Annotated in this window: 1 protein-coding gene; it reads right to left on the bottom strand. The window is 56.2% G+C overall.

From position 1 onward, the window contains the following. Positions 1–109 (bottom strand): Rop family plasmid primer RNA-binding protein (locus VZP09_RS25015; RefSeq protein ID WP_248491284.1); only part of this gene is annotated, 109 nt, incomplete at its 3' end. Between the last annotated feature and the right edge of the window lie 101 nt (positions 110–210).

Raw genomic sequence — 210 nt, 5'->3', positions numbered from 1 at the left:
GGTCAGCCTCCGCATCGAGATCAAGCTCGTTAAGCTTCTCCAGCAGGAGCAGGGACTGATTCTGGATGAATTTAGCCATGTTCAGGGCAGTTTTCTGTTGTTTCGTCATAAGGGGCCTCAGGGCGTCAGTGCTCAGTGTAAAACCGGTCTCTTTTCCGCTTCCTCGCTCACTCAGTCGCTACGCTCCTGCCGTTCGGCTGCGGCGAGCGG

The organism is Klebsiella sp. EMBS2024 (genome assembly GCF_036233805.1).
Taxonomy (GTDB): Bacteria; Pseudomonadota; Gammaproteobacteria; order Enterobacterales; family Enterobacteriaceae; genus Klebsiella; species Klebsiella pneumoniae.
This window is presented reverse-complemented; position numbering and strand designations above follow the sequence as displayed.